This window comes from Moritella sp. PE36 (assembly GCF_000170855.1).
In the GTDB taxonomy this organism is placed as follows: Bacteria; Pseudomonadota; Gammaproteobacteria; order Enterobacterales; family Moritellaceae; genus Moritella.
In genome coordinates, this window is sequence record NZ_ABCQ01000062.1 from 1 (window position 1) to 22,600 (window position 22,600).

Below are 22,600 nucleotides of genomic sequence, written 5' to 3' on the forward strand. Positions count from 1 at the left end.
TTTTTTCTGTTGGCTCAACGATGTCAACCAGGCGCTTGTGAGTACGAATTTCGTACTGGTCACGCGCATCTTTGTTAACGTGCGGAGAAGTAAGCACTGTGAAACGCTCTTTACGCGTAGGTAGTGGAATAGGTCCACGTACTTGTGCGCCAGTGCGTTTCGCAGTTTCAACGATTTCCGCTGTAGACTGATCGATAAGACGATGATCGAACGCTTTTAAGCGGATACGGATTCTTTGGTTCTGCATTAGACCAGAGCTCCAATAAAGTTAAACACACACAAAAATTCGACATCCCACATCTAAATGAATAGATTGCGAGAGCGATATCTTTAACTCGGTGACTCCCCTATCGGGAATCTTATGACTGACCACTAATACTTTAACTCAAGGTTAAAATAATAACATAATGGTTCAGCTTCTTGCCTAAGCAAGTGGAACGTATTATACATGACCTCTTGCCTTTAGCAAGAAAAAGATCGACATAAAGAATTTAATCCGCACATCGATTTTATTAAGTCATAAAGCACTAAATCACCTTAAAGACGTTCAGTGCAATTAATCGTTACCTTAATTTGTGACGCTACTATATAGCTAGTCATGATTAAGTTCAAGTTTCTTAAGCGACATTATTTAAGCCCAAAAAAAGCACCCATGCTTGGGTGCTTTATATCAGTCATCTAAAATAAAATTAACACGCGCGTTTTTCTGCTGTTAAGTTTATTGTTTGGTTAACCACATTTAGTTTAAATTCTAATGCGACTTCATCACACGCATGCTGGCGTGGACACATATCACAATCTTTCAATACTTTTTCTGGCAGCATTGATTTACTGGTTGAGCGAAAACCTAGCTTCATAAAGAACTCAGGCACACGGGTTAATACAAACACTTTTTGGATCGCCATCTGTTCGGCTTTACGTAACATGTATTCGACAACCGCTTTCCCCTGCCCACCACCTTGATAACCAGGTTCAATACCCAGTGAACGGATCTCAGCAAGTCCGGTATCGTAAACATAGATAGACGCACAGCCGGTCACTTGATTATGTTTCTCTGTCACCGCAAAGGTACCGACTGCTTTAACCAGATCAGAACGACTACGTGGTAGGTTCTCACCAATATTGGCCCAGTAATTTACCATACGTTCAATATCATCAAGATCGGTCAAACGTGCCGCTCGAATACTAATACCAGAAGTATCACGCTCTTCTAAACGTTTTTCAGCATTCGTTAAAGCGAACTCAACCTGCACTGGAGACACCCCACCCAACGCTTTACGTTTTGCTAATGTTTCATCAAGTGATAAGTGATGATAAACATCGTCTTCAATGAGGACATCAAACGCTTTAAATTCAACTAAGGTTAATGCTTCTAACGGCACGCCTTTGGCAATTGCAGCAACAACGGCTTCACCAACAATATGATGTGAATCACGGAAGGGTACGCCTTTCGCAACAAGATAATCAGCCAGCTCTGTCGCATTCGAATAACCACCTAATGCTGCTTCTTTGGTTCTAGCTTCATTGATCTTCATTCCAACCAATGACATCGCCGCCATTTCTAGGCAATCACTCCAGGTATCAAGCGCATCAAATAAGCCTTCTTTATCTTCTTGCATATCTTTGTTGTATGCCAGCGGCAGGGCTTTCAGCGTCATTAACATGGCACTTAGTGAGCCAAATACCCGACCGGTTTTACCCCGGATAAGTTCTAATGCATCCGGATTTTTCTTTTGCGGCATCAGAGATGAACCGGAGGTCACTGCATCAGCCAACTCAATGAAGTTAGATTCACCCGAGTTATAGAAAATTAAATCTTCTGCTAAACGGGATAAATGGATCATTGACATACTTGCCGTACACATCAACTCCATCACATGGTCACGATCCGATACTGAATCTAAGCTATTTAGTGTCGCACTGCCAAAACCCAATGAATGGGCTAATTCCGTTCTATCCATCGGATAAGCGGTACCGGCAAGCGCACCAGAACCAAGTGGACAAGTATCAAGACGTTTTAAACAATCCGTTAAACGACTATAGTCACGCTCCAGCATTTCAACATAGGCTAAACACCAATGAGAAAATGTCACTGGTTGTGCACGTTGTAAATGGGTGTAACCCGGTAATACCGTATGTTGATGTTCACGTGCAAGTGATACCAGTTGCTGCTGGGTTTTATCCAGTTGCATCAACAGTTGATCACCTTGCTGTTTACACCACAGCTTTAGATCAGTGGCAACTTGATCATTACGACTACGGCCGGTATGTAGCTTTTTACCCAGATCGCCCACTTTAGCAATTAGCTGCGTTTCCACCCAACTGTGAATGTCTTCAGCATCACTTTGCAAAATTTGTTCTGGGTTTTCTAATACCGCCAATTTAAGATCGTTTAACGCAGCCTCAATGGTGAGTTGCTCATCTTGGGTTAAGATACCGACACTAACCAACGCTTTTGACCATGCCACTGAACCTGTAATGTCTTGCTCAGCTAAACGATAGTCAAACCGCAGTGAATCATTGAAACTTTTAAATCTTGCATCAGCTGCTTGACTGAATCTACCGCCCCATAGTGCCATGGTTACATCCTTATTCTTTCTTATATCTTTATATTAAAAGTTATATATTAGAAGTTGTATATTCGAAGGTGAGGGCGCTAACGCCCTCAAATAATGTTACTTGCTAGCTAAAGCTTTAATACGGCTAGACAACGAATATAAGCGGATGAAACCTTCCGCATGGCTTTGGTCATAAACATTATCATCACCAAATGTGGCAAACTCTTCACTATAAAGGCTGTTTGGTGATTGCTTCTGTACTGCTTGTACTGAGCCTTTATACATTTTAACGATTACTTCACCGTTCATGTCTTCTGCGAGAGTCCCTGCCGCAGCAAGTAACGACGCACAAAGTGGTGTGAACCAACGACCATCATAAACGAGGTGCGAGAACTCAGCCGCAACCGTTTGTTTCCACTTACGGGTGGTTTTATCTAACACTAATTCTTCGATGCCACGTAACGCTTCAACCATGACCGTACCACCCGGTGTTTCATAACAACCACGTGATTTCATGCCGACTAAACGGTTTTCAACGATATCAACACGGCCAATACCATGGGCAGCGGCTTTTTCATTAAGATACATTAGCGTATTATAAGGTGACATTTCCTCACCGTTCACTGCAGTGATCTCACCTTTAACCACAGATAACGTTAAAAATTCAGGTTCATTCGGTGCGTCAATTGGATCAACCGTCATGGTCCAAACTTGTTTTGTTGGTTGGTTCCACGGGTCTTCTAACTCGCCACCTTCATGAGAAATGTGCCAAGCATTGGCATCACGGCTATAAATTTTAGTCGCAGATGCAGCTGTTGGAATATCACGTTCAGCTAAGTATTCAAGTAGTGATTCACGGCTAGTTAAGTCCCAGATACGCCAAGGTGCTATAACCGTTAGTTCTGGTGCCAGTGCAGCAAAGCATGATTCAAAACGAATTTGATCATTACCTTTACCTGTACAACCATGACAAAGCGCATCAGCACCGACTTTACGGGCAATTTCAACTTGTGCTTTAGCAATGATTGGACGTGCCATTGACGTACCTAAAAGATAAGTACCTTCGTAAACCGCACCGGTTTTAAGCGTAGGGTAGATATAGTTAGCGACTAATTCGTCCTTTAGATCAACTACGTAACACTCAGATGCACCCGAAGCCAATGCTTTCGCTTCAATACCCTCAAGTTCTTCAGCGCCCTGACCGACATCAGCAACAAACGCGATAATCTCACAATTGTCATAGTTCTCTTGTAACCAAGGTAAGATCACTGAAGTATCTAAACCACCAGAATACGCTACTACTATTTTCTTAACTGTTTGTGTCATTTTCATTTTCCTTAATATGTTACTTCAGCAATGTCAGTAAAACTGCATTTTGGGCATGCATTCTATTTTCGGCTTGATCAAAGATCAGCGATTGTTCGCCATCCATCACTTCCGATGTTATCTCTAACTCACGATGAGCCGGCTGACAATGCAATACATGTTTAATTCCTGTGCGCATCAGTAATGCTTTGTTTATCTGATACGGCATGTACTTTTCTTTTACTTGTTGCAGTGGAGTATCATCCCCCATTGAGACCCAAGTATCACCATAAATAACATCATAATCAACTATGTCATCTAGGTTATCTGTTACATTTATTTTTCCGCCGCTAATTTCAGCTAACGCCATGGCCTGCTTAACAATTTGTGCATCAGGACTACTGCCGCGTGGACATACAGCCGTCACTTCAGCACCTAAAATAGCACCGGTTAGCATTAATGAATGGGTGACGTTATTCCCTTCACCGACATACGCTAACTTTACCTTAGAGACATCTTCATAGTGCTCTGAAATAGTTAAAAAGTCCGCTAATGCCTGACAAGGATGATATAAATCGCAAAGAGAGTTCACCACAGGCACACTGCCATGTTCCACTAAGCCTTCCAGAGTTTTATGACTCACCACTCTTGCGACGATGGCATCAGCCCAACGTGAAATATTAGCAGCAAAATCTTTTACCGTTTCACGTTCACCAATCGCACCATTTTGTGCATCAAGGTAAACCGCATGACCACCTAACTTATGAATACCGATATCAAATGTGACGCGTGTTCGTAATGACGGTTTTTCATAAATGGTGACAATACTTTTACCCGCTAATGCTTGTGAGTATTCTGCCGGATTGGCTTTCATTGCTTTAGCCAGTGCTAATAAGTCAAGGATCTGTTGTTTACTTAAATCTTTAACTGATAATAAATTTTCCATGATCGAACTCCGTTAACTGATCAATATTAGCTAGAAACTTTCGTTCCCTCTGCTTCACCATTTAATAATGCCACTAACCGCTCAGGCACTTTCCAACTTGCTAATTTTATGTCTCGATTTAAAGATGCTGCCGCTTTTAAAGCCGCTTTCACTTTTACTTCCATACCGCCATGAATAACGCCAGCAGTAATAAGTTCATCTGCATAGCTGCTGTTCATCTCAGGAATTAACTGCATGTCCGCATCTAAAATGCCGGCCACGTCAGATAACATCACTAAGTCAGCATCAAGCGTTTCACAAATAGCGGTGGCCGCTTGGTCAGCATTGACATTTAATAACTGTCCCTGTGCATCAATACCAATAGAACTAATAATCGGTAAGAAACCACCACTGAGTAACGCGGTTAATAATGTTGGATCACCCGCTTCACATTCACCGACAGCACCAAGTCCTGCTGTTGATTGTGTGACGGTTGAAATACCGCCATCAGCAAGACTTAAACCAACGACTTTCGCACCCGATTTCAAACCCTGTGCCATTAATACTTTATTTGCCGTACCCGCTAACGCGCCGGTGATATAACCGATATCGCTAAATGGGGTAACGCGTAAACCGTTCTTTTTCTCGCTAACGATATTCATCTTTGCTAATAGTTCATCAACAAAGCAGCCACCGCCATGCACCAAAATAAGGGGACGTGACGATGTTAATTTATATTCACTCAATGCAGTGAATAGCTGTTCAAGCGCCGTTTCATTTTCAAGTAATGCGCCGCCAAGTTTTAATACTAAAGGAGTTGTCATTGTTATCTTCCTATACTAACGACGTTGTCATGGCGAAACCAAAACGAATATTGATACACTGCATTGCTTGCGCCGCGGCACCTTTTAATAAATTATCAATGGCAGAAACCACAATCAGGTCTTGGCCTTGTTGCTGCCACGCTAGATCACAATAAGCGGTTTTCTCTACTGCTTTAATACTTGGCCAGCCACTTGGTAATAACCGCACCATAGGTTGATCTTGATACGCGTCTTGATAAGCCGCCGTGACTTGTTCCGGTGTCACACCCGCGGCAAGCTTGACGTTAATCGTTGCTAAGATGCCACGTTTAAAACAACCTAAGTGCGGTGTAAAAATAACCTCATGGCCTAAATGTGTACTTATTTCAGGTTGATGACGATGATTAAACACAGCATAAGGTGCATGGCTCACTTCGCAAAAAGCGGAGCCTAATGCCGCTTTACGCCCTGCACCACTCACGCCACTCACGGCATTAATGATGGGTTTTTGATCCGCAGCAATCAAGCCATGTTTTGCTAACGGTTTTAATGCTGATAACGAGGCCGTTGGATAACACCCTGGTACGGCAATCAAATTTGCTTTAGCAATATCGGCACTCGCCCATTCTGCTAAACCATAAACAGCACTCTTCAATTCTTTATCGAAGTTATGTTTAAAGCCGTAATAGTTTTCGTAAAAAGCAGGATCATTCACTCTAAATGCACCGGATAAATCAAATACCACAGTATCCTGCGCTAGAAATTCAGCGGCAATATCATGACTGACTTCATGCGCGGTCGCTAACACCACAATATCAACGTCAGCACAAATATGCTTAATGTTGCTCACCGCTAAAGGCTGAATCGTTTGGTCAACAACCCCTAATAAATGACCATATAATGAAGAAAACGATTTTCCTGCATCTAAACTGTGTTCTGAAACATACAGGCCAGCTAATTCAAGTTCTGGATGTTTCGTAATGTAATGGGCTAGCTCAGCACCGGTATACCCGGTCGCACCGACTAAAATTGTTTTTAACATGTTTGACTTCCGTGTTTGCTAAATTGTAAAACGACAGGCAACAGCGCCCTTTCCAATTGCACTTGCTTGCGTAATTTAAGCCGTGCTAATGCATTTTAAATACTGTCTCGTCGAAACCATGAAAAACGATTCATTATCTAACCCATACGTTGTAAAGTAAGGATGATTAGAGAATAAAACAGATTACATTTTTATGCAACTTTTATGCATAAAAAAACAATCAATCATTACAGGAACGTAATATGCAACTACCTCAATTTAGCGAGTTTTATAAATCACTGATCCTAACACCGTCGATCAGCTCATTAGAAAAAGAGTTAGATATCAGTAACAAACCTGTCATTGACTTACTTTCAGGTTGGTTCAGCGAACTTGGTTTTAGCATTACTATCACCAGCGTCCCTGAAACCAATGGTAAATTTAATCTAGTCGCTACTTACGGACAAGGCGATGGTGGTTTATTACTGGCAGGGCACACCGATACGGTGCCGTTTGATGACGGTTTATGGACCAAAGACCCATTCAAGTTAACCGAAAAAGACGATAAATGGTATGGCCTAGGCACAATTGATATGAAGGGTTTTTTCGCCTTTGTATTAGAAGCATGTAAAAACATTGATTTAACAAAATTAGATAAACCATTGCGTATTCTCGCGACGGCAGATGAAGAAACCACTATGGCAGGCGCCAGAGCAATTGCAGCGGCACAAAGTTTCCGACCTGATTATGCCGTTATTGGCGAACCAACAGGTATGGTGCCGGTATTTATGCACAAGGGGCATATGTCAGAAGCAATCCGTATTACCGGACGCAGCGGTCACTCTTCTGATCCTGCTAATGGCATCAATGCCATTGAGATCATGCATCAAGTAACCGGACAGCTATTACAGTTGCAACGCAAATTAAAAGAACAATACGCCTGCGATCATTTTGATATCCCCCAACCCACGCTTAATTTTGGTCATGTGCACGGTGGTGATAGCCCCAACCGAATCTGTGGCAGCTGTGAATTACACATCGACATGCGCCCTATCCCAGGGGTAAGTCCCGATGAATTGTTCATGTTACTTAACCAAGCATTACTGCCGATCATGAAGCAATGGCCTGGCGCTGTTGATGTTTATCATCTCCATGAACCTATCCCTGCTTATGCGTGCAATACGGATTCAGCGTTAATTAAGTTAGCTGAAAAGCTCACCGGTGAAGCCGTTATACCCGTGAATTACTGTACCGAAGCGCCGTTTATTCAACAACTTGGCTGCGATACTATTGTCATGGGTCCGGGCAGCATTAATCAAGCACATCAACCTGATGAATATCTAGATCTCTCTGCAATTAAACCAACACTGGCTATTATCCAAAAACTGATTGAAGAAACATGTAAAAACTAACGAGAGAATTATCGATTTGTAGTAAAATTACACCCTATATCACAATTAATCGTATTAATTGCACGATTTCATTGACGAATGTCACTAAATATAGTTATTTTACATACATAACGATAATAGTTGTTGCCGTATTACATCACTGAATTGAAGGATTATGTATGTCAGATAAATATGCAGCGTTACGAAGTAATGTCGGCTTATTGGGCCAAGTACTAGGGAATACAATCAAGGATCATCTTGGAGAAGAGTTCTTAGATAAGATTGAAACCATTCGTCAATTAGCAAAATCATCCCGTGCCGGTAGTGATAAAGACCGTGCACAATTACTCACCGTACTGCGTAACCTCTCTGATGATGAGCTATTACCAGTAGCGCGTGCGTTCAGTCAATTCTTAAACCTAGCTAACATTGCCGAGCAGTTCCACACCACATCACGTAATTGTGCAGATAACGTGTGTGTGCCAGACTCTATCGATGAGCTGTTTGCGAAACTAAATAACTCTGAAATCAGTGAAGAAGATGTACTTGCTGCGGTTAAAAATCTTAAGATCGATTTAGTGCTAACCGCGCATCCAACTGAAATCACCCGCCGTACCCTGATCCACAAACATGGCGCCATCAATAAATGCCTTAGCCAGTTAGAACTGACTGAGTTAAGTAGCCAAGAACGCGATGTCTTCATGACGCGTATTGAACAATTGGTATCACAAGCGTGGCATACCAACGAGATCAGAACCGTACGCCCGACGCCTGTTGATGAAGCTAAATGGGGATTTGCAGTAGTCGAAAACTCATTATGGGATGCGGTACCAAACTTCTTACGCAGTCTTGATAAACGGCTGCAAGACCGCTTAGATTATCAATTACCGATTGACGCTGCACCCGTTAAGTTTACTTCTTGGATGGGCGGTGATCGCGACGGTAACCCGTTTGTGACATCAACCGTTACCGAAGAAGTACTATTAACCAGTCGTTGGATGGCTATTCACTTATTCCTTAAAGATGTAACGCATCTCAGCAGTGAATTATCCATGAATAACTGTGATGACAGATTACGTGCATTGGTCGGTGAAAGTCATGAACCTTACCGTGTGTTATTGAAAAAATTACGTAACGAATTAACAGAAACATTAGCCAGCCTAACCGCGCAGCTAAAAGGCGAACACACACAAAGCCGTGACATCATCACCACAACAGCACAGTTACGTGAGCCATTGTTAGCTTGCTATAACTCACTGAATGCTTGTGGTATGCGCGTTATTGCCAAAGGTGCATTACTCGATACCATCCGCCGCGTTGAATGTTTCGGTGTGAGTTTAGTGAAACTCGATATCCGCCAAGACAGTGATCGTCATACTGATGTGATCGCCGAAGTAACCCGCTACTTAGGGTTAGGTGATTACGCGCAATGGAGCGAGCAAGATAAACAAGCGTTCTTATTGCAAGAGCTGAATAACAAGCGCCCACTGATCCCACAATGCTGGCAACCCTCTGCAGATGTGAAAGAAGTACTTGATACTTTTCGCACGGTGGCAAAGCAAGATCCGGAATCACTGGGTATTTACATCATTTCAATGGCACGTAAAGCCTCTGATGTATTAGCGGTACAACTGCTATTGAAAGAAACCGGTTGTCCATTCCGCCTACCAGTGGCGCCATTATTCGAAACCTTAGACGATCTGAACAACGCAGGTACCGTAACTGCAAGTCTGCTAGCCATCGACTGGTATAAAAACTACATCAATGGCCATCAATATATCATGATCGGTTATTCTGATTCTGCCAAAGACGCCGGTGTAATTGCCGCATCTTGGGCGCAGTATCGTTCACAGGAAGTCTTGGTTGATATCTGTGAGAAAGAAGACATTAAGCTGACTTTATTCCATGGCCGTGGTGGTAGCATCGGTCGTGGTGGTGCACCTGCACATGCCGCCTTATTATCTCAACCTCCAGGTTCATTAAAAGGTGGTTTACGGGTAACAGAACAAGGCGAAATGATCCGTTTCAAGTTTGGCCTTGCTAATGTTGCAGAACAAAGCTTGAACCTCTACACCAGTGCGATCCTAGAAGCGAACTTACTGCCGCCGCCAGCACCTGAACAGTCTTGGCGTGATGCAATGGATCAGATGTCTGCAGATTCATGTGAAGAATATCGTTCATACATCCAAGGTCATGAAAAATTCGTACCGTACTTCCGCTCTGCGACACCTGAACTAGAATTAGGTAAACTGCCACTCGGTAGCCGCCCAGCAAAACGTAAACCCAACGGTGGCGTAGAAAGCTTACGTGCCATTCCTTGGATCTTTGCATGGACCCAAAATCGCTTGATGTTACCCGCGTGGTTGGGTTGTACTGCCGCATTCAAAAACATGCTCGGTTCAGGTCAACGTGAAACGCTGCAAGAGATGCAACAGCAATGGCCGTTCTTTAATACCCGTATAGAAATGTTCGAAATGGTATTTTTGAAAGCCGATGCCTGGTTAGCGGAATATTATGACCAATGTCTGGTGACTGAAGAGCTTTGGCCTCTGGGTAAAGAGTTACGCGCCAGTTTAGCCCTAGCAACAGAGCTTATTGTTGGTTTAAACCCAAACAAGCAATTACTTGATGCGCAACCTTGGATTAAGAAGTCAATTGAGTTACGTAACCCGTATACCGATCCGCTTAATATCCTCCAAGCTGAGCTACTCAGCCGCGCACGTAGCAGTAAAGAAGTGAATCCTGATGTCGAACAAGCCTTAATGGTGAGTATCGCAGGTGTTGCTGCAGGTATGCGTAATACTGGCTAATTTGGAAAACAACTAGCTGATAATAAAATGCCGACATCATCGTCGGCATTTTTGATTCGAATATATACCCAAGCCACTTCAAAATGCACAATCAGCAAACCGAAAGGAAAGGATATTCAAGGCATGAAGTCGAGGATTTAGTTATTCTAAATCAAGACTTCATAACGCCGAAGATTCATTCTTTCGGTTTGCCCTACGGGAGGCAAGCAGGAATAACAGCACAGCGTTACAATATTTTAAAATGGAATAACCATTCTCTACATATTGCGCCTTGCTCTGTTATCCCTGCTCGTCTCTGATATAGCATCTTGAAGTGACTTGGGTATAAGCTTACTGCAGTAAGTACGATGACTATCTTGGGCGCACACCTAAAGTATGACAAATAGCATACGTTAAATCAGCCCGGTTTAACGTATAGAAATGAAAGTCCTTCACCCCTTCGCGCGACAATACTTTCACTTGGTCAATGGCAATACTTGCGCCAACCAGATTACGTGTCGCTTGATCATTGTCTAAACCTTCAAACTGACTGTGCATCCAATTCGGCACTTTTACATTGGTCAATTTTGAAAACTTACATAAGGTTTTATAATTGGATACCGGTAAAATACCCGGCACAATTTCTTTATCAATGCCCACCGCAGCACAACGATCACGGAAACGTAAAAAGCTCTCGGTATCAAAAAAGAACTGAGAAATAGCACGATCGGCACCGGCATCAATTTTATCTTTTAGCGCCAATAGATCGGCTTGGGCATTTTTTGCCTCAGGATGGACTTCTGGATAAGCAGCTACCGAAATATCAAAATCATTCACTTCTTTCAGTAGTGCAACCAGATCGGCGGCGTACATATCAGGTTGATTCAATCCTGGTGGTAAATCACCACGTAAAGCGACGATATTACGGATCCCGTTATCCCAGTAATCCGTTGCAATCTGTTTCAACTCTTGGCGGTTAGCGTCAATACAAGTGAGGTGTGGCGCCGCAATCAAGCCCGTTTCATGCTTTATCTGTTTGATAATGTCATGAGTACGATCACGGGTACCGGAATTGGCACCGTATGTCACTGACACAAATTTAGGGTTTAACGCTTTTAGGCGATTAATCGATTCCCATAGGGTAGACGTCATTGCAGGTGAGTTAGGCGGGAAAAATTCAAAAGAAACGTTAATATCACGTCCTAATTCAGAAACGCTTTGATTTAATACTTCAATATTTTGTGCATTGTGAAAACTCATACTTATATCCCTTAAGATGTTTAGACGTCCGTACCTCTTTACGTCTTAATCATCACAAGTTTAGTGGATAAAGTCAACGCACATAATTCATCTTAAACATGAATTATATGCGGTTTGGTTTTCGGCAGGCGAAAAGATAAAAATTAACGTGCTAACAGCTTACATAATTGGAAAAGATCAGCTTGAATAGCGCCCGCAGTCACATCTCTACCCGCACCCGGACCTTGGATCACTAATGGGTTATGACGATACCAATGGCTGTTAATCGAGAAGATGTTATCGCACGGCAATAAGTTAGCAAATGGATGGGTTGGCTCTAAGAACTCTAAGCCAACCTGCGCCCCTTCTTTGCGGCTAAAACGGGCCACATAACGTAATACTAAGCCCTGCTTTTTGGCCTTATTAAACATATGTAATATTTTGTCATCTAGTGCTTCGCAATGTTCTAAAAACTCATCCACTTTAAATGCCATGAGTTCTGCTGATACCAATGACTCTAGTTTGATATCGCTAAGCTCCATGTCATAACCCGCTTCACGGCTTAAGATAAGCAGTTTGCGCTGCACGTCCTTACCCGATAAATCTTCACGAGGATCCGGTTCTGTTAGCCCTTGTTGCCAAGCTTGTTCGACTAATTGCGAGAAGGCAATTTGACCATCATATTGTTGGAACAACCAAGATAAGGTACCAGAGAAAATACCGCTCACCGCAGTGACTTGATCACCACTGTGTTGCAGCATCTCCATAGATGATTGGATCGGTAATCCTGCGCCGACCGTGGCGTTATATAACCAATGGCTTTCATTATCACTAAAGCTTTGCTTAACCCGATGATAAAACTCACTGCTCGCCGCTCCGGCAAATTTATTCGCCGAAATAAGGTGGAAACCGTGTTGGGCAAATTCAGGGTAATAATAACTGATTGCTTCACTGGCGGTAATATCGATGATCACCAATTCATCAAACGGGTGCAATGCAAGATTAGATAATAACTGTTCCCAAACAAACGACTCAGGCTGGAAGGCATCAAGTACCGTCGCGGCATCCAAACCATTAAAGTCTAATACCCCGCCCTGCGATCCATATACACCGCATAAACACAGGTCTACGTTTTGTTGTTCAGGTAGCTTATGCGTTTGTTTAGCGAACAAAGATAACCAACCTGCGCCAATATTACCTTTACCAAATAACACCACACCAATACGTTTTGGCTGTTTAAATAACGCGGTGTGTAATTCTTTCAATAATGGTTCTAGTACTACTTTTTGCAATACTGCACAAATACTTAAACGATTATCACCGGTTTGTACAAACGTCAGATTGTGCTCTGAAATTAATTGATAAAACTGATGTGACTGTAACGCATTTTCAGTGACTCCAGAACCAACCAGCGCCACCATACAAAAACCACTCAGCAGATTAATGGCGCGAACCTGCGGTTGCTGCAGTTGGTATGTCTGTAATGCCGTGAGTGCAAACTCGACAATTTCAGCTGTATAACCTAATCGCACCACATGCTCTGTGGGACGACGTTTAATACAAATAGGGGATAATTGTTGCTGTGCAAGCAAAGTAATCAACTGATTGTATTGTTGTTGGTAGTCAGCATGCTGATCGAATTCAATATCGATTAAGTGCAGATCATCAACCGAGGTAACGATTTTAGCGCCCTTACCTTTGGGTAAACGACGGTGGATCTGGGTTGAGCCTTCGCTAGGGGTATAACTACAGCGCAATTGGACATGTTGTTTACTCTCAACAACGGGCTGTAATGTGCGAGCATGTAATACGGGGGAACCTAAACGCGCGAGTTCTGCCGCTTCGTCGAGTGACAGTTTAGTTTGTAACTCGGCATCTTTTACCCGACGTGGATCAGCACTAAATATCCCGGCAACATCACTCCAGATCGTCGTTTGCTCTGCATCGACTAATGCGCCTAACAAGGTTGCAGAATAATCCGAACCATTACGCCCTAATGTGACGGTTCGCAGCTGTCCATCAGCAGCAATAAAGCCGGTCACCACAACACGGTTATGTAGGTTCGCTAAACACGCAGTTAATTTTTGGCGAGACACCATTTCATCAACCACAGGTTGCGCGGCTAATTCTGTGGTTAAAAACAAGCGAGAATCTAAATCATTGGCAGGTAGTTCACTTTGACTCAGTAACGCCGCTAATAATCGTGCTGACCATACTTCCCCATGTGCAAGGATTTGGTTTTTAGCATAAACATCAAGATGAGCTTCTAATAAATGCCCTATGGTATGAATATCATCTTGCAGCGCAGCAGTGAGTTGTATACATAAGTCATCTGCTAATAATTCAGCAATTAACTTGGCTTGATATTCACACGTGGCAATAAGACGCTCTGACGCAGCTTGATCACCATCTTCAGCCAATTGTAATAGCTCTATTAATTGGTTGGTGGTTTTACCTGCCGCAGAAACAACAATCAGATCGCGGGCTTGCGTATGCTCGCTAATAATCGCCGACACCCGACGATAACAAGTGGCATCCGCTAAACTACTACCACCAAATTTATGAATACTACGCTTAACTGCGTCCATGCGTTCTCCCGAACTTAATATCAATTAATGTATTACCAGTAACTCAAAACATACACTATTAGGCTACAATAGGTCAATAGACGTCTAGAGCTCTTTACATACTGATTGCCAATAATCAAATTCAAAGGTAAACTTATTACTTATTCATGAAATAATAATTTACGCAAAGGTCGAAAATGACGAAGTGGAACGGCGAGTATATTAGCCCCTATGCAGAACATGGGAAAAAGAGTGAACAGGTTAAGAAGATTACTGTCTCAATTCCTTTGAAAGTATTAAAAGTACTGACAGATGAAAGAACTCGCCGTCAGATTAACAATCAACGTCATGCGACTAACAGTGAGTTACTGTGTGAGGCCTTCTTACATGCTTACACGGGTCAGCCATTACCGGCTGATGACGATTTAGGCAAAGACAAACCAGATAACATCCCGGCAGAAGCCAAAGCACAGATGTTAGCGCTGGGTCTCAATATTGATGATTATTTAGAGCAAGATGATTAGTCATTAAATAACGAATGCCAAATAAACAACGACTGAAAATAAAACAGGCTCCAATATAGGAGCCTGTTTTGATCTAATCTGTAACCAATGCGCTATCTAGACGCGCATTGTTGCTAATACCTTAAAGTAAAATCTAAAAACTAAACGGTGCCGCGCGGCCTTTTTTCTTTTTCTCAACCGGTTTCGGCTTCGGTTCCGCTACTTTTACTGGTTTAGCTTCAGCTTTTTTCTTTTTCTTCTTTTCAGGCTGTTCCCAGATATCTGCAGGGATGCTGTCGACAGCAGGTTTAGCAACTGGCGTTGGTGCAATAAATACTGCTTCAACAACCGCTTCTTCTACAGCGTGAACGTCAGTAACACCTTGTTCAACAGTATTGTTTCCGGTGAAATCGTCTTCAGTAACATCGAGTTCTGCAATATAGGTTGCTACAGAATCAGACTCTAAAGCCGCAGGATCAACAAATTCTTCTTCATCAGCAATATCGTATGCTGCCAGTTCTTCCGCAGACATCACTTGATACGCTTCACCATTAAAGCCGATGATATCGCCAAACATTATTTTTTTACGTTTACGCGTTTCAACTTCACCATTCACATACACATAACCGTCTGCAATATAGTTCTTCGCTTCACTGCCCGAGGTCACTAAATTTTCGATTTTTAAGATCTTATATAATTCAATTGGTTCTTCAGCGACAACAACAGGGATAACTTCAATTTCATATTCTTCAGACATGGGAACCTTAAATGTGAGCAAATAGCAGAACTTTATACAAGTATATACCCAAACTACTTCAACATGCTATATCAGAGACGTGCAGGCGTATCTTGAAATAGCTTGGGTATAAGCTTAGAAATGCAAACGCCAAGGATAAACCTTGGCGTTTGTGAAAACTATGCAGTCAGTTTACAGCATATAATTTTCAGGTAGTTCGACACGGGCAACGCCAGTTTCTACCGCGGCTAGCGCAACAGCACGTGCCACACGAGGTAATAAACGAGGGTCCATTGGTTTTGGAATGATGTACTCAGTACCAAACTCTAATGATTCCACACCCGATGCAGTCAATACAGACTGTGGCACTTCTTCTTTGGCGATCTCACGGATCGCATGAACAGCGGCTACTTTCATCGCTTCATTAATCACACTGGCACGTGCGTCTAATGCACCACGGAAGATGAATGGGAAGCACAGCACGTTATTCACTTGATTTGGATAATCAGAACGACCGGTTGCCATGATCAGATCTTGACGAGCACCGTGTGCTAATTCCGGTTTAATTTCTGGATCAGGATTCGAACAGGCAAAAATAATCGGATTATCGGCCATTAATTTAACATCGTGAGCAGCTAATACATTGGGACCAGATACACCAACAAATACGTCAGCACCGTTAATGGCATCTTGCAATGTACGCTTGTCGGTATTATTAGCAAAACGTTGCTTATATTCGTTAATGTCATCACGACGAGTGTGGATCACACCTTTGCGGTCTAACATGTAGATTTTTTCACGTTGTGCGCCACATGAAATCAATAACTCCATACATGCAATAGCCGCCGCACCAGCGCCCATACAAACAATAATCACTTCCGCGATATCTTTACCTTGAATGTCTAGCGCATTAATCATGCCCGCAGCGGTTACGATTGCAGTACCGTGTTGATCATCATGGAATACCGGGATCTGACAACGGGCAATGAGCGCTTTTTCAATTTCAAAACATTCTGGTGCTTTAATGTCTTCTAAGTTAATGCCACCAAATGTATCCGCGATATTCGCTACGGTATCAATAAATTCTTCAGTTGTACGGTGTTTCACTTCAATATCAATTGAATCAATATCAGCAAAGCGTTTAAACAAGAGTGCTTTACCTTCCATCACTGGTTTTGATGCCAGTGGGCCTAAATTACCAAGGCCTAGAATTGCAGTACCGTTAGTGATCACCGCCACTAAGTTACCTTTAGCCGTATATTTGTAAGCATCATCAGGATTAGCAGCAATTTCACGCACTGGTTCTGCGACACCCGGGCTATATGCTAGAGAAAGATCATCGGCGGTTTCTGCTGATGTAGTAAGTTGAATAGCAATTTTACCTGGTTTAGGGTTCGCGTGATAATCTAATGCTTGCTGTCTAAAGTCTGACATACTCAATATCCTGAATTAAATGAATGCACATAACTCACAGCCTTAATTCGAGAATAACTAAGGTGTAAGAAACAACGTTGGGGGAATGAAAATAACAACCGGATGTAACACTAATATTTAACTTTAATTTAACACAAGACACTTTTGTTTTATACTGAGCTAAACGAGCTAATAATATTGTTAGCATGATTCTACATTAATTTAAGTTGTTTATTCTACCTTTGCACTGGTATGAAGTGTTTCTTTTTATATGAATTAATAATTTTAGACGATCATTTTTAGGTAAATGCAAAATAGAAGGTTAAATCTAAGTTTTATAATTGTTTCAAACTGTTTTTCAGGTATAAAAAAAGGCACCCGAAGGTACCTTTTTGAGTTACTACAAAAAATTGTATAAATACAATTCTTATTTTGCAGCAAGAGCGCCAAAACGCTTGTTGAATTTATCAACACGACCACCAGTATCAACATTACGTTGCTTACCAGTGTAGAACGGGTGACAGTTTGAACATACGTCTAGCGTGATGTTTTTACCGCGAGTTGAACCAACAGCGAAAATGTTACCGCATGAACATTTTGCTTCCATAGCCGCGTATTCTGGGTGGATACCTTGTTTCATAGAAACCTCAATTATTAGTTATGTCGCCATCTGAAACACTGCCAGACACCACATAAAGTTATAGAATTTTTAGGCTGCGAATAATATAGGATCTTACCCCCCAATATCAATAGCTGATGCATAAATAAACTGCAATTAGAACATTAAATAGAAAATATCAAGACATTACCTAGTTAACAGCCGTAAACTGGTTACCGAAGTACAGATTTAACCCGTAAAAGAGAGTTGAGTAGATGCCAGTTGTCGCCGTTGCCGTTCCCGTTCATTTAAACAGAACCTTTGATTATATTTACCCTGATGATGCGCATATTCAACCCGGCATGCGGATCTGTGTGCCCTTTATGAATAAGCAATTAATTGGCATTGCGCTGGCAACTAAAAACGACAGTGAATTTCCGCTGGCAAAACTCAAACCGATTATCAATGTACTCGATGAAAATGCGATTTTATCGGCTGACATGTTAGCTTTTTTCAATTGGTGCGCAGATTATTACCATTACCCGATTGGCGAAGTGATCGCCCAAGCCTTACCAGTATTGTTACGAAAGTTAGAATCAGCCAAGTTAAACAGTTACACATTCTGGCAGTTAACCGATAGTGCCCATGACTTAACGGCTCAGGAATTAAATCGTTTAACCCCAGCGCAATTACAAACCATCAAGTTACTGGCTGAAACGGGGTTAACCCAATCACACTTAAAGTTAGCCAATATAAAATCAACCACCATCAAAGCATTACAAGACAAAGGGTTGATTAGCCAAGAATACATTAAGATCCAAGATAACGATGCGCAACACTGGCGCCAGAATCTGGTGATTAGTGATAATCGCCCCACCCTCAATACCGAACAAGCAATTACGATAGCGGCTATTGATATTAATCACTTTGCCACTTATTTACTTGATGGTGTTACCGGCAGTGGTAAAACCGAAGTTTATCTCAATGTCATCGAAAAAGTATTAAAGACGGGTAGACAAGCTCTGGTATTAGTCCCTGAAATCGGTCTTACGCCACAGACTATTTCACGCTTTAAGCGTCGTTTCAATGTGCCCATCGTCGCCTTGCACTCCGGTTTAAATGACGCTGAGCGCCGTGAGGCTTGGCTTGAAGCCCAAGCCGGGGTCGCTGGTATAGTGATTGGTACACGGTCGGCGATATTTACGCCCATGCATGATTTAGGCGTGATCATTATTGATGAAGAGCATGATGGCTCGTTAAAACAGCAAGAAACATTTCGTTATCATGCCCGCGATCTGGCTATCGTCAGAGCCCAGCGGAATAACATTGCCGTGGTATTAGGTTCTGCCACCCCTGCGTTAGAAACGCTGCACAATGCCATGACAGGTAAATATCGTCATTTGCGACTAACCCAACGTGCGGGTAATGCCCAGATGCCGACCCACCACCTGATCGACATTAAAAATCAGTCCTTAGACTCTGGTCTCTCTGCTGAGTTCATGGCATTAATGGCAACCCATTTAGCCGCTGGTAATCAAGTTCTGTTATTTCTCAACCGGCGCGGTTATGCACCTGCCGTCATGTGTCATACCTGTGGTTCGATGGCAGAATGTCAGCGTTGTAATACCTATTACACCTATCATCAATCGCGCAATGTATTGCACTGTCATCATTGCGACGAACAGTTTCCTAAACCACGTCGTTGTCCGAGCTGTAATTCCAATGAGATAATGACCGCAGGTTTTGGTACTGAGCAGTTAGAGGCCATGCTCAATAATCACTTCCCACAATACCCGATTATTCGTATTGACCGAGATAGTACCAGCCGTAAAGGCAGTTTAGAAAAATCATTAGAAGCCGTGCGTAAGCGAGAATTCCGGATCCTAATTGGCACGCAAATGCTCGCCAAAGGTCATCATTTTCCCGATGTCACCTTGGTCGGACTCATCGATGTCGATAGCGCTCTGTTTAGCAGTGACTTCCGCGCCCCTGAAAAACTCGCGCAACTGTTTGTGCAAGTATCTGGTCGAGCCGGACGTGCCACCAAACAAGGTGAAGTGGCCATTCAGACCCATCATCCTGAACACGAGTTAATTCAAGACCTGATTAATAATGGTTATTCTCACTTTGCCCAAACTGCATTACACGCCCGCTCTATGGCAAATTTACCACCTTATAGCTTTCAAGCCTTGTTCCGTGCAGAAGCCCATCAGTTCAGCGATGCCAATGCCTTTTTAGTCGAAATAAAACAACTCGTTCAAGCGCATAACCATAATCCACAACTGCTTTGTTTAGGGCCGATGCCAGCCCCCATGGAGAAACGCGCGGGTAAGTACCGTTTACAACTATTACTGCAAAGTCCGCAACGTCAGCACATCACTCACCTATTACGTCAAATAATGCCCAAAATAGAAGCATAAAGTCTGCACGTAAAGCCCGTTGGTCATTAGACGTGGATCCAACCGAAATGTTGTAAGGATATCAGCATTTATCCGTTGATTAGCTAGTCAAATGCCCCTAATCACGTTAAAATGATCGGTTTATTTCATTCATCATTGCTAGTTAAGAGAACCCATGAAAGAGCATATTATTCAGCTGCTAGAGCAGACAGTTACGATCTTAAAAGAACAACAAATCATTCCTGCAGATGCACAACCACGCATTGCAGTAGATCGAACCCGCGATAAAGCTCATGGTGATTTAGCAACAAATTTAGCAATGATGATGGCAAAACCGGCGAAGAAGAATCCGCGTGAGTTAGCGCAATTAATCATTGATAACCTACCAGAATCAGACTTAGTAGACCGAACTGAGATCGCTGGTCCTGGTTTCATCAACATCTTCTTAAACCAAAATTGGTTAGCGCAACAGATTGATATTGCCCTTGAAGACGACAACCTTGCGGTACAAAAAACCACAGCACCAGATACCGTGGTTGTGGATCTATCATCACCAAATCTCGCCAAAGAAATGCACGTAGGTCATTTACGCTCATCAATCATTGGTGATTCTGTCGCGCGTACGCTAGAGCTACTTGGTCATAACGTTATTCGTCAAAACCATGTAGGCGATTGGGGCACTCAATTCGGTATGCTACTTGCGTACATGGAAGAAAAACGCGCTGAAAATGCAGAGATCAGCATGCAACTTTCTGATCTAGAAGTATTCTACCGCGCAGCAAAAGGTCGTTTCGATGAATCCGAAGACTTTGCAATACGCGCCCGTGAAATGGTGGTAATGCTGCAATCTGGTGATGAAGAATGTAACAAACTATGGAAAGAATTTAATGATGTGTCACTGGCACACTGTCATGACATCTACAAACGTCTAAACGTAAAACTAACCCGTGATGACGTACGTGGCGAAAGCTTCTATAACAGCGACCTGCACAATGTTGTTAGCGAACTTGAAGCACAAGGTCTACTCACCGAGTCGAATGGCGCGAAATGTGTATTCCTAGATGAATTCAAAAATAAAGACGGCGATCCACTGCCCGTCATTATCCAGAAAAACGGTGGCGGTTTCCTATATGCTACAACGGATCTTGCCGCAATGCGCTACCGTCAACAGACTCTCAATGCCAATCGTATTATGTACTTTGTTGACCAACGTCAAGCTCTGCATTTCCAACAAGTTTTCTCTGTAGTACAAAAAGCCGGTTTCGTAAAACCAGAAACATCACTGGAACACCTTGGTTTTGGTACGATGAACGGTGCAGATGGGCGCCCATTCAAAACCCGTTCAGGTGGTACTGTTAAGCTAGTTGATCTGTTAACAGAAGCAGAAGAACGCGCTTACGCACTGGTAAAATCAAAGAATCCTAACCTTGCTGAAGATGAACTAAAACACATCGCGCGTGTTGTGGGTATCTCATCAGTTAAATACGCTGATTTATCAAAGAACCGTAGCAGTGACTACATCTTCAACTTTGACTCAATGTTAAGCTTTGAAGGTAATACCGCACCTTACCTACTTTATGCTTGTACACGTGTTGGCAGTATCTTCAACAAAGTTGATGCCGCAACAGAAGCAAAACTAGCAACAGCTAAAGTACAGCTAAACGAAGACAAAGAACAAGAGCTAGCCGGTAAACTGATCCAGTTTAACGAAATTGTACATTTAGTAGCAAAACGTGCAACACCAAATACATTATGTACTTACCTGTTTGAACTGGCTGGCGTATTCTCAAGTTTCTATGAAGCTTGTCCAATCTTGAGCACTGAAGATGAAGCGATTAAACTAAGCCGTCTAAAACTGGCTCAGTTAACCGCTAAAACGCTTAAACAAGGTCTCGACCTGCTCGGCATTGAAACTTTGGAACGTATGTAAATTATGGCTCGTAAGGATTACGCGGGGCACGCCCCCAAGCCAAGAAACAAGCGGGGTGCTAAAAAGGCACCACCGGCTAAAAAGAAACGCCCAGTGTTGGCTATCTTGCTATTTTTGATGCTGGCAATCGGCTTGGGCTATTTTTTAGCGCAAGTCAGTGGCACCGCAGAAAAAGCACAGCCCGCGCCCATTACAAAAACACCACCGAAAAAGCTAACGGTAAAACCATTACCGGAAAAGCCTAAGGAAGAATGGCAATATCCGCAAGACTTACAAGAAAAAGAAGTTATTGTCGAGATACCGCCACAACAAGACACTGGTATTCGTTATCAAATGCAATGTGGTTCGTTCCGCCAACGCGCACAAGCTGAATCGATGAAAGCAACGATAGCCTTCCAAGGCTACACGGCCAACATTCGCCAC

Annotated in this window: 17 protein-coding genes; 6 read left to right on the forward strand and 11 right to left on the reverse strand. The window is 42.7% G+C overall.

The window, feature by feature from the left end:
* From rpsJ to argC, 6 genes are all read right to left on the reverse strand, one after another.
* The coding region (gene rpsJ, locus PE36_RS20710; RefSeq protein WP_006034053.1) for a 30S ribosomal protein S10 at positions 1–247 on the reverse strand (247 nt) is incomplete at its 3' end.
* A gap of 442 nt (positions 248–689) precedes the next feature.
* Positions 690–2,579, reverse strand: a complete 1,890-nt coding sequence (gene argH, locus PE36_RS20715; RefSeq protein ID WP_006034054.1) for an argininosuccinate lyase — start codon at positions 2,577–2,579, stop codon at positions 690–692.
* A 96-nt stretch (positions 2,580–2,675) separates the two neighbouring features.
* Entirely contained in the window at positions 2,676–3,884 is a 1,209-nt protein-coding gene (locus tag PE36_RS20720; RefSeq protein WP_043994928.1) for an argininosuccinate synthase, read from the reverse strand.
* 19 nt (positions 3,885–3,903) lie between these two features.
* Entirely contained in the window at positions 3,904–4,809 is a 906-nt protein-coding gene (locus tag PE36_RS20725; protein WP_006034056.1) for an ornithine carbamoyltransferase, read from the reverse strand.
* A gap of 26 nt (positions 4,810–4,835) precedes the next feature.
* On the reverse strand, positions 4,836–5,612 hold the full coding sequence (gene argB, locus PE36_RS20730) for an acetylglutamate kinase (RefSeq protein WP_006034057.1): 777 nt from the start codon (positions 5,610–5,612) through the stop codon (positions 4,836–4,838).
* A gap of 10 nt (positions 5,613–5,622) precedes the next feature.
* The gene (gene argC, locus PE36_RS20735; RefSeq protein ID WP_006034058.1) at positions 5,623–6,633 is read right to left on the reverse strand and encodes an N-acetyl-gamma-glutamyl-phosphate reductase; all 1,011 of its coding nucleotides are present in this window, start codon (positions 6,631–6,633) and stop codon (positions 5,623–5,625) included.
* Between the two features lie 242 nt (positions 6,634–6,875).
* Here argC and argE point away from each other — a divergent pair, with 242 nt between their 5' ends.
* Positions 6,876–8,024 (forward strand): acetylornithine deacetylase, encoded by a 1,149-nt coding sequence (argE, locus tag PE36_RS20740; RefSeq protein ID WP_006034059.1) that lies wholly within the window; start codon positions 6,876–6,878, stop codon positions 8,022–8,024.
* A gap of 158 nt (positions 8,025–8,182) precedes the next feature.
* Entirely contained in the window at positions 8,183–10,813 is a 2,631-nt protein-coding gene (gene ppc, locus PE36_RS20745) for a phosphoenolpyruvate carboxylase (RefSeq protein WP_006034060.1), read from the forward strand.
* A 351-nt stretch (positions 10,814–11,164) separates the two neighbouring features.
* Here ppc and metF read toward each other — a convergent pair whose 3' ends face one another.
* Entirely contained in the window at positions 11,165–12,052 is an 888-nt protein-coding gene (gene metF, locus PE36_RS20750) for a methylenetetrahydrofolate reductase (RefSeq protein ID WP_006034061.1), read from the reverse strand.
* A gap of 143 nt (positions 12,053–12,195) precedes the next feature.
* A complete protein-coding gene (locus PE36_RS20755; RefSeq protein WP_006034062.1) occupies positions 12,196–14,619 on the reverse strand; it encodes a bifunctional aspartate kinase/homoserine dehydrogenase II in 2,424 nt (807 codons plus the stop codon).
* A gap of 176 nt (positions 14,620–14,795) precedes the next feature.
* On the opposite strand from PE36_RS20755, the gene metJ reads away from it, so the two are divergent.
* The gene (gene metJ, locus PE36_RS20760) at positions 14,796–15,122 is read left to right on the forward strand and encodes a met regulon transcriptional regulator MetJ (protein ID WP_006034063.1); all 327 of its coding nucleotides are present in this window, start codon (positions 14,796–14,798) and stop codon (positions 15,120–15,122) included.
* Positions 15,123–15,255: 133 nt separating this feature from the next.
* Here metJ and PE36_RS20765 read toward each other — a convergent pair whose 3' ends face one another.
* The 3 genes from PE36_RS20765 to rpmE form a co-directional block, all read right to left on the reverse strand.
* On the reverse strand, positions 15,256–15,858 hold the full coding sequence (locus PE36_RS20765; RefSeq protein WP_006034064.1) for an RNA-binding S4 domain-containing protein: 603 nt from the start codon (positions 15,856–15,858) through the stop codon (positions 15,256–15,258).
* Positions 15,859–16,029: 171 nt separating this feature from the next.
* Positions 16,030–17,271, reverse strand: a complete 1,242-nt coding sequence (locus PE36_RS20770) for a malic enzyme-like NAD(P)-binding protein (RefSeq protein WP_006034065.1) — start codon at positions 17,269–17,271, stop codon at positions 16,030–16,032.
* Positions 17,272–17,677: 406 nt separating this feature from the next.
* A complete protein-coding gene (gene rpmE, locus PE36_RS20775; protein WP_006034066.1) occupies positions 17,678–17,890 on the reverse strand; it encodes a 50S ribosomal protein L31 in 213 nt (70 codons plus the stop codon).
* A gap of 233 nt (positions 17,891–18,123) precedes the next feature.
* On the opposite strand from rpmE, the gene priA reads away from it, so the two are divergent.
* The 3 genes from priA to PE36_RS20790 all read left to right on the forward strand — a co-directional run.
* On the forward strand, positions 18,124–20,268 hold the full coding sequence (priA, locus tag PE36_RS20780) for a primosomal protein N' (RefSeq protein WP_006034067.1): 2,145 nt from the start codon (positions 18,124–18,126) through the stop codon (positions 20,266–20,268).
* A gap of 154 nt (positions 20,269–20,422) precedes the next feature.
* Positions 20,423–22,177 (forward strand): arginine--tRNA ligase, encoded by a 1,755-nt coding sequence (argS, locus tag PE36_RS20785; protein ID WP_006034068.1) that lies wholly within the window; start codon positions 20,423–20,425, stop codon positions 22,175–22,177.
* Positions 22,178–22,180: 3 nt separating this feature from the next.
* Positions 22,181–22,600 (forward strand): hypothetical protein (locus PE36_RS20790; RefSeq protein WP_006034069.1); only part of this gene is annotated, 420 nt, incomplete at its 3' end.